This window comes from Hydrogenophaga sp. (genome assembly GCF_036675665.1).
Taxonomy (GTDB): domain Bacteria; phylum Pseudomonadota; class Gammaproteobacteria; order Burkholderiales; family Burkholderiaceae_C; genus Hydrogenophaga.
This window is the reverse complement of sequence record NZ_JAKFEO010000010.1, coordinates 319,218-328,025: the sequence shown is the minus strand read 5'-3', so window position 1 is coordinate 328,025 and position 8,808 is coordinate 319,218. Positions and strand designations below refer to the sequence as shown.

At 62.2% G+C, this 8,808-nt stretch carries 8 protein-coding genes and 1 tRNA gene; all 9 read left to right on the top strand.

Translation table 11 applies throughout. From position 1 onward, the window contains the following. The first annotated feature begins 310 nt into the window (after positions 1 to 310). The 9 genes from thrS to V6M63_RS07590 all read left to right on the top strand — a co-directional run bounded on the left by thrS (position 311) and on the right by V6M63_RS07590 (position 8,485). Positions 311 to 2,218 (top strand): threonine--tRNA ligase, encoded by a 1,908-nt coding sequence (gene thrS, locus V6M63_RS07630; RefSeq protein ID WP_332740983.1) that lies wholly within the window; start codon positions 311 to 313, stop codon positions 2,216 to 2,218. A 109-nt stretch (positions 2,219 to 2,327) separates the two neighbouring features. Further along, positions 2,328 to 2,939 (top strand): translation initiation factor IF-3, encoded by a 612-nt coding sequence (gene infC / locus V6M63_RS07625; RefSeq protein ID WP_332740988.1) that lies wholly within the window; start codon positions 2,328 to 2,330, stop codon positions 2,937 to 2,939. A gap of 185 nt (positions 2,940 to 3,124) precedes the next feature. Then, the gene (gene rpmI / locus V6M63_RS07620; RefSeq protein ID WP_056275072.1) at positions 3,125 to 3,328 is read left to right on the top strand and encodes a 50S ribosomal protein L35; all 204 of its coding nucleotides are present in this window, start codon (positions 3,125 to 3,127) and stop codon (positions 3,326 to 3,328) included. A gap of 24 nt (positions 3,329 to 3,352) precedes the next feature. Continuing rightward, the gene (rplT, locus tag V6M63_RS07615; RefSeq protein WP_056274988.1) at positions 3,353 to 3,712 is read left to right on the top strand and encodes a 50S ribosomal protein L20; all 360 of its coding nucleotides are present in this window, start codon (positions 3,353 to 3,355) and stop codon (positions 3,710 to 3,712) included. Between the two features lie 120 nt (positions 3,713 to 3,832). Next, a complete protein-coding gene (gene pheS / locus V6M63_RS07610; protein WP_332740982.1) occupies positions 3,833 to 4,885 on the top strand; it encodes a phenylalanine--tRNA ligase subunit alpha in 1,053 nt (350 codons plus the stop codon). A gap of 21 nt (positions 4,886 to 4,906) precedes the next feature. After that, the gene (pheT, locus tag V6M63_RS07605; RefSeq protein WP_332740981.1) at positions 4,907 to 7,339 is read left to right on the top strand and encodes a phenylalanine--tRNA ligase subunit beta; all 2,433 of its coding nucleotides are present in this window, start codon (positions 4,907 to 4,909) and stop codon (positions 7,337 to 7,339) included. A gap of 25 nt (positions 7,340 to 7,364) precedes the next feature. Continuing rightward, positions 7,365 to 7,691 (top strand): integration host factor subunit alpha, encoded by a 327-nt coding sequence (locus V6M63_RS07600; RefSeq protein WP_056274982.1) that lies wholly within the window; start codon positions 7,365 to 7,367, stop codon positions 7,689 to 7,691. A gap of 226 nt (positions 7,692 to 7,917) precedes the next feature. Beyond that, positions 7,918 to 8,373, top strand: coding sequence for a MerR family transcriptional regulator (locus V6M63_RS07595; protein WP_332740980.1), 456 nt, complete (start codon positions 7,918 to 7,920; stop codon positions 8,371 to 8,373). 35 nt (positions 8,374 to 8,408) lie between these two features. After that, positions 8,409 to 8,485 (top strand) — tRNA-Pro (locus tag V6M63_RS07590). The last annotated feature ends 323 nt before the right edge of the window (positions 8,486 to 8,808 follow it).

Sequence of the window (8,808 nt, the reverse complement as noted above, 5' to 3'; positions counted from 1 at the left end):
AGGGCGGCTCCTCCAGCGTGAAGGCCCTGACCGGCTCGACCGAAGAAGAGCAGTTCCACTGAAATCCCCGAGTCCGCCCCAGAGCGGTTGGAGGAGACAAGAATCGCCACCCTTCGGGGTGGCATTTTTATGGGAAAATCGACACCTCTTTGAATCAGCAAGAGCGAGAAAGGCAATCTGGTTATGACACCGCGAACTCAGGAGATCACCCTCCCGGCCTTCTAAGGCCTGCAGTTCGCGCCTGCCCGATTCCCTTTTGACCCACACCAGCGCGGCCCCTGCCGCGCTTTTTTGTTTTCTGGACCTCCCCATGTTGCACATCACGCTCCCCGACGGTTCCCAACGCGAATATCCCGGCCCGGTTACCGTGGCCGACGTCGCTGCCTCGATCGGCAGCGGTCTGGCCAAGGCCGCGCTGGCCGGCAAGATCGACGGCAAGGTGGTCGACACCAGTTTCCTCATCACGCAGGACAGCCCACTGTCCATCGTCACCGCCAAGGATGCCGACGGCCTGGAGGTCATCCGCCACTCCACCGCCCACCTGCTGGCTTATGCCGTGAAGGAGTTGTTCCCGGACGCGCAGGTGACCATTGGCCCGGTGATCGAGCACGGCTTCTTCTACGACTTTTCGTACAAGCGGCCCTTTACTCCTGACGACCTGGTCGCCATCGAAAAGCGCATGACCGAGCTGGCCAACAAGGACGAGCCGGTGGTGCGCCGCGTGTTGCCGCGCGACGAAGCTGTGGCGCATTTCAAAAGCATGGGCGAGCACTACAAGGCCGAGATCATCGCCAGCATCCCGAGCAACGAAGATGTGTCGCTCTACCGCGAGGGCGCGTTCGAAGACCTGTGCCGCGGCCCGCACGTGCCCAGCACCGGCAAGCTCAAGCACTTCAAGCTCATGAAGGTGGCCGGCGCCTACTGGCGCGGCGACCACCGCAACGAGATGCTGCAGCGCATCTACGGCACGGCATGGGCCACCAAGGACGAGCTGCAGCAACACCTGACCATGATCGAAGAGGCCGAGAAGCGCGACCACCGCAAGCTCGGTCGCGAATTGGACCTGTTCCACATCGACGAGCACGCGCCCGGCCTGGTCTTCTGGCACCCCAAGGGCTGGACGCTGTGGCAGGAGGTCGAGCAGTACATGCGCCGCGTCTACCGCGACAACGGCTACCAGGAGGTCAAGGGCCCGCAGATCATCGACAAGTCGCTGTGGGAGAAGACCGGCCACTGGGACAAGTACCGCGACAACATGTTCACCACCGAGAGTGAAAAGCGCGACTACGCCTTGAAGCCCATGAACTGCCCGGGCCACATCCTGATCTACAAGCAGGGCATCAAGAGCTACCGCGACCTGCCGCTGCGCTATGGCGAGTTCGGCCAGTGCCACCGCAACGAGCCCAGTGGCGGCCTGCACGGCATCATGCGCGTGCGCGGCTTCACGCAGGACGATGGCCACATCTTCTGCACCGAAGAACAGATCCTGCCCGAGTGCCTGGCCTACACGGCATTGCTGCAGAAGGTCTACGCCGACTTCGGCTTCAAGAACATCATCTACAAGGTCGCCACGAGACCGGACGCGCGCATCGGCTCCGACGAGGTCTGGGACAAGGCAGAGCACGCGCTGATGGAAAGCCTGCGCGCCTCGGGCTGCGAATTCGAGATATCGCCTGGTGACGGCGCGTTCTACGGCCCGAAGATCGAATACACGCTGAAGGACGCCATCGGCCGGCAGTGGCAGTGCGGCACCATGCAAGTCGATTTCTCCATGCCCGAGCGCCTGGACGCCGAATACGTGGGTGAAGATGGCGCGCGCCACCGTCCCGTGATGCTGCACCGGGCCATCGTCGGCAGTCTGGAGCGTTTCATCGGCATCCTGATCGAAGAACACGCCGGCGCGCTGCCCACTTGGCTCTCGCCCGTGCAGGTGGCGGTGCTCAACATCACCGACGCCCAGGCCGATTACTGTCGGGAAATCGCGAAATCATTGCAGAATCAAGGGCTTAGGGTCATCACAGACCTGCGCAACGAGAAAATAACGTATAAAATACGAGAGCACGCGTTGCAAAAGCTGCCTTTCATCGTTGTCGTGGGCGACAAAGAGAAAGAAGCTGGTGCCGTGGCTGTGCGGGCTCGGGGTAACAAAGACCTCGGTGTCATGCCGCTGGAAGCCTTTTCCAAACTCATTGCGGCAGACGTTTCATCCAAGGTTTGATTTCAAACATCCCAGGTTGATGCCCTCGCTGCCGTGGCGCACTTCATGTGCATGTGGGCGGCCGAGGGGCCGCCCTTTCGCCTGAACAGCCCACATCAAGGAACTCACCATAGCTACCAACTTTCGCGACCGCCGCCAACGTGAAGAGCGCGCACACCGACTGAACCGTGAAATCATGGCCCCCGAGGTTCGCCTCAACGGCCCGGAAAACGAGCCACTGGGCATCGTCAGTCTGCAAGAAGCGCTGCGCATGGCCGGTGAACTGGACGTGGACCTGGTCGAAATCGCGGCCACGGCCGTGCCTCCCGTGTGTCGCCTGATGGACTACGGCAAGTTCAAGTACCAGGAGCAGAAGAAGGCGGCGGAAGCCAAGGCCAAGCAGACGGTTATCGAGATCAAGGAAATCAAGTTCCGGCCTGGTACCGACGACGGTGACTACAACATCAAGATGCGCAACATCCGGCGCTTTCTGGACGATGGTGACAAATGCAAGATCACGCTGCGGTTCCGCGGCCGTGAGATCACCCACCAGGATCTGGGTCTGGCCCTGTTGAACCGCATTCGTGACGAGTTGGCCGATTCGATCATCGTGGAGCAGTTTCCCAAGTTGGAAGGCCGCCAGATGATCATGATGATCGCGCCCGGTCGCAAGAAGACCGGTGGCGGTGCGGCGAAACCTGCTGAGGTGGCAGCGCCTGTGGCGGGACAGTCGGCAGCCTGAAGGTTGCTGGCGAGAAGAACAGCATTGGACGGGCAGGGTAGTCTCCTGCCGGTCCGAGGCGCTGGCTGAAAAGCCGGACGCCGAACCGGAAAGCCGAAAGGTTTTCCATAAAAAGTGGCTCGGGGCCAACAAGTCTGCGGAAGGTTCGCAGCGCCTCACGAGCACAAACGAAAAGGAGCATGAAGATGCCCAAAATGAAGACCAAGAGCAGCGCGAAAAAGCGTTTTCGCGTTCGTCCCGGTGGCACCGTCAAGCGCGGTCAAGCCTTCAAACGTCACATCCTGACCAAGAAGACCACCAAGAACAAGCGCCATCTGCGCGGATCAGTCACTGTTCATGAGACCAACATGGGTCACATGGCACAGATGCTGCCCGGCATGGGTATTTGATCAACGACGAACAGGAGAACACTAATGCCTCGCGTCAAACGTGGTGTCACGGCTCGCGCCCGACACAAAAAAGTACTGGCTCTGGCCAAAGGTTTCCGCGGCCGCCGCGGTAACGTCTTCCGCATCGCCAAACAGGCGGTGATGAAGGCTGGGCAATATGCCTACCGCGATCGTCGCACCAAGAAGCGCGTCTTCCGTCAGTTGTGGATTGCCCGTATCAACGCCGGTGCTCGCGCATGCGGCCTGACGTACAGCCAGTTCGCCAACGGTCTGAAGAAAGCTTCGATCGAAATCGACCGCAAGGTTCTGGCCGATCTGGCCGTGAACGACCCGGCTGCCTTTGGCAGCATCGTGGAGCAAGTCAAAGCCAAGCTGGCCGCTTGATTCACGACAGGGACACCGCGTCAGCGCGGTGATCTCCGGTCGCTCAAAGGGGTTGAAGCTTGAGGGAATTCCCTCGCTGGCTTCAACCCCTTTTTTGTTTGCAACGATTCAAGTACACACATGAACGAGTTGGACGCACTGGTCGACAGCGCCCGCGCAGGGTTCGCGCAAGCTGCTACCCCGGCCGATCTGGAAAATGCCAAGGCGCAGTACCTGGGCAAGTCTGGCCGCATCACAGAGCTGATGAAAGGCATGGCCGCGCTGCCGGTGGACGAGAAAAAGACCCGGGGTGCTGCGATCAACCTGGCCAAGCAGGCCATCGAGGCCGCGCTGACGGATCGCCGTCAGGCTCTGGCCGATGCCGAACTGCAGATACAGCTCAAGGCCGAGGCGCTGGACGTGACCTTGCCAGGCCGCCAGCGCGGACAGGGCGGCCTGCACCCGGTGAGCCTCACGCTCGAGCGCATCGAGGCGATCTTCGGCTCCATGGGCTTCGAGGTGGCCGAGGGCCCCGAGATCGAGTCCGACTGGTTCAACTTCACCGCGCTGAACACGCCTGAGGATCACCCGGCGCGTTCGATGCACGACACCTTTTATGTGGAAGGCGGCAGCGAAAAGGCGCCCAACCTGTTGCGCACCCACACCAGCCCCATGCAGATCCGCCATGCGGTGCAGCACGTCAAGCGGCACCGCGCCGCGCTGGACGCGGGGCAACCGATGCCCGAGATCCGCGTGATCGCGCCCGGCCGCACCTACCGTGTCGACAGCGACGCCACGCACTCGCCCATGTTCCACCAGTGCGAAGGCCTGTGGGTGGGCGAGAACGTGAGTTTCAAGGACCTGAAGTTCGTCTTCACCGATTTTTGCCGCACCTTCTTCGAATCGAACGACCTGGTGCTGCGCTTTCGACCCAGCTTCTTCCCGTTCACCGAGCCCAGCGCCGAGATCGACATCCAGTTCCAGAGCGGACCGCTGGCCGGGCGCTGGCTGGAGGTGGCGGGCTCCGGTCAGGTGCACCCGAACGTGGTGCGCAACATGGGTCTGGACCCTGAAAAATACATTGGCTTTGCCTTCGGCATGGGCCCGGACCGCTTGACCATGCTGCGCTACGGCGTGAACGACCTGCGCCTGTTCTTCGACGGCGACGTCCGTTTCCTCGCCCAGTTCCGCTGATCCACCGCGCCGAGACCCGACATGCAATTCCCCGAATCCTGGCTTCGTGCCTTCTGCAATCCGCCTCTGAGCAGTCAACAACTGGCCGACACCTTGACCATGGCTGGTCTGGAGGTGGAAGAGCTGGAGGCCGTGGCGCCGCCGTTCTCCCACATCGTCGTGGGCGAGATCAAATCCGCCGAGCAGCACCCCAATGCCGATCGCCTGCGCGTGTGCCAGGTGGACGTGGGGCAGGGCAGCCTGCTCAACATCGTGTGTGGCGCGCCCAACGCCCGCGCGGGCATCAAGGTGCCTTGTGCCCTGGTGGGTGCCGAGTTGCCACCGGGGGAAGACGGCAAGCCGTTCCTGATCAAGCTGGGGCAACTGCGCGGCGTTGAGAGCCAGGGCATGTTGTGCTCGGCGCGCGAACTCAAGCTGAGCGAAGATCACGGTGGTTTGCTGGAGTTGCCCGCCGACGCGGTGGTGGGGCGCAACATCCGCGAGCAACTGCAGCTCGATGACATGCTGTTCACGCTCAAGCTCACGCCCAACCTGGCGCATTGCCTGAGCGTGTACGGCATCGCGCGCGAGGTGTCCGCGCTCACCGGTGCGCCCTTGATCGAGCCTGCATTTGCGGCCGCAGCCGTGTCGCTGCAAGACGACCGCCTGCCGGTGGCGGTGAGCGCGCCCGACCTGTGCGGTCGCTTCACGGGCCGCATCGTGCGCGGCGTCAACACCCGCGCCGCCACACCCGCGTGGATGGTCGAGCGTCTCGCGCGTTGCGGTCAACGCAGTGTTTCGCCGCTGGTGGACATCTCCAACTACGTGATGTTCGAGTTGGGCCGCCCCTCGCACATCTTCGATCTCGACAAGATCCACGGGGGTCTGGAGGTGCGTTGGGGCCGCGAGGGCGAGACGCTGAAATTGCTGAACGGCAACACCGTTTCGGTGGACGCGCAGGTGGGCGTGATCGCCGACAACCAGGCGGTGGAATCGCTGGCCGGCATCATGGGCGGCGACGCGACCGCCGTGTCCGACGACACACAGAACATCTACATTGAAGCCGCCTTCTGGTGGCCCAAGGCCATTGCCGGCCGCTCGCGCCGCTACAACTTTTCCACCGACGCAGGGCACCGTTTTGAACGCGGCGTGGACCCTTCGACGACGGTCGAACACATCGATCGCATCACTCAACTGGTGCTGGACATCTGCGGTGGTCAGGCGGGTCCGATGGATGACCACGTGGTCAATCTGCCGGTGGCCAAGCCCGTCACCTTGCGTGTGGCGCGTGCGAACAAGGTCATCGGCATGCCGCTCACGCAGGCGCAGTGCGCGGGCGCCCTGCGTCGGCTCGGACTCACGTTGGAAGAGGGCGACGGCACCGTCACGGTCACGCCGCCTGCGTACCGTTTCGACATCCAGATCGAGGAAGACCTGATCGAAGAGGTCGCGCGCGTGGTGGGTTACAACCAGTTGCCCGAGACGCCGCCGCTGGCGCCCATCACCGCCAAGATCCGGCCTGAAGCCAAGCGTGGACCGTTTGCGGTGCGTCGGATGCTGGCCCAGCTCGGCTATCAGGAAACCATCAACTTCAGCTTCGTGGAAGAACGCTGGGAGCGCGAACTCGCTGGCAACGCCGATCCGATCCACCTGCTCAACCCGATTGCCAGCCAGATGAGCGTGATGCGTTCGTCCCTGATCGGCAGTCTGGTGTCGGTGCTCAAGTTCAACACCGATCGCCGCGCCGAGCGCGTGCGTCTGTTTGAAGTAGGGCGTGTGTTCCACAAGGATGCGTCGGTGGTCGACAGCGACACCAGCGTGGCCGGGTTCCATCAGCCGATGCGCGTGGCCGGCCTGAGCTTTGGGGCGGTGGACACGCTGCAGTGGGGCGCAGAGGAGCGCGTGGCCGACTTCTTTGACGCCAAGGGCGACGTGCAGGCCTTGCTTGCGCCGCTCAAGCCCGAGTTCCGCGCCGACGAGCATCCCGCGATGCACCCCGGCCGCTGTGCCAGCGTCTGGCTGCAAGGCCGCCGCGTTGGCCATGTGGGTGAATTGCATCCCCGTTGGCGCCAGTCGTACGACCTCGCGCAGGCGCCCGTGCTGTTCGAACTGGAGCTCGATGCGGTGCTCGTGCGGGACGTTCCGGTCTATCAGGCCGTGAGTCGCCATCAGGCCGTTGAGCGCGACCTGGCCATCGTGGTGAAGGAGAGCGTGAGTCACGCGGCCGTGGTCGAGGCGATTCGTGCACCTTCCAGTGCCTGGCTGCGCGACGTGGTGCTGTTTGACGTCTACCGTCCCAAGAAGCAGTCGGAATCCGCAGCACCGGGCGCGCTGGCGTCCGACGAAAAAAGCCTTGCGGTCCGACTCGTGCTCAACCGCGACGACGCTACACTGACCGACGAAGATATCGAGGCCACCGTGAAAGCGGCCCTTGAATCCCTGCAAACACGTGTGGCCGCCCGGCTGCGCGCCTGATCGACCGAGGATGGAGAAGCCCCGCATGGAACTCGCTGTTGAAAGTCTGGAAACACCAGCACTGACCAAAGCCCAACTGGCCGAGATGCTGTTTGACCAGATCGGTCTGAACAAGCGAGAGTCCAAAGACATGATCGATGCCTTCTTCGATCTGGTGACCGACAGCCTGGTCGAAGGCACGGACGTCAAGATCTCGGGCTTTGGCAATTTCCAGATCCGCACCAAGGCACCGCGTCCCGGTCGCAATCCGCGCACCGGGGAACCGGTGGCCATCGAGGCGCGTCGCGTGGTCACGTTCCACGCCAGCCCCAAGCTCAAGGAACAGGTGCAGACCGCCGTCATCGGTGGTTGAACCTCGCTTCCAGGCCGCTTTCAGATCGAAGCGGCGTTGTCTTTTGACGCCAGACCCATGCGGCTTGGTCGCTGGGTGCCAGACGGTCAGCTAGCGGCCTCGAACGGTCGCATTGCGCCGACCTCGGTGGCGTTTGCAACATTTCACACAGAATTCCGCCTCCACCTGTGCGCGCCCGTGCTTGTTAGAGTAAATTCAAGCTTCGGTCTGTACCGCCTTGATTTTCATGGAAAAAACGCTTCCTCCCATCCCAGCCAAACGCTACTTCACCATCGGTGAGGTGGGCGAACTGTGCGGTGTCAAGCCGCACGTGCTGCGTTACTGGGAGCAGGAGTTCACGCAGCTGCGGCCCATGAAACGGCGGGGCAACCGTCGCTACTACCAGCACCATGAGGTGCTCATGATCCGCCGCATCCGTGAGCTGTTGTACGACCAGGGTTTCACCATCAGCGGTGCCCGCAACAAGTTGCAGGAGCTCGTGCAGGCCGAACGCGAAAAGCGCCGTGGTGACGACGAGGACGAAGCGATCGATGTGATCGATCTCGATGCCGTGATCCACGACGAAGCCCCAACCGCGTCCAACGACCGGGCACACGAAGTGATTGCAGGCACGGGGTTGCTGGTTCACGAGGTGCGCCGCGAGCTGCTTGAAATACGCGAGCTTCTTCGTCACACAGCCTGAAACCCCTTCTTTGGCAGCTATAATTCGAGGCTTGTCGGCGTGTAGCGCAGCCTGGTAGCGCACTTGCATGGGGTGCAAGGGGTCGCGAGTTCGAATCCCGCCACGCCGACCAATAACGCATAGAGCCCGGAGTTTCACGACTCCGGGCTTTTTTGTTTTTCACGCCCAATGCTGGGTAAAACCAATACGAATCGACGTGTTGCGAGCACGTGTCGAATTCCGCTGATCTCTGATCCGCAGCTCTACACGAAACCCACGGGATTCGAGCGCCTTGGCCAGGCATGCTGTCTCCCCCCGGCTCCGCAGGAGGCTTGCCGAAGCCAGCCATTCCTGATCTCGATACCCGTTCGGCCTATGCGAGTGTCGATCGTTGTCAAGCCGCTGCAATCCTGGTTGTTCAGACTGCCGGATGCATAGACGGTCTCGCGAAATCGT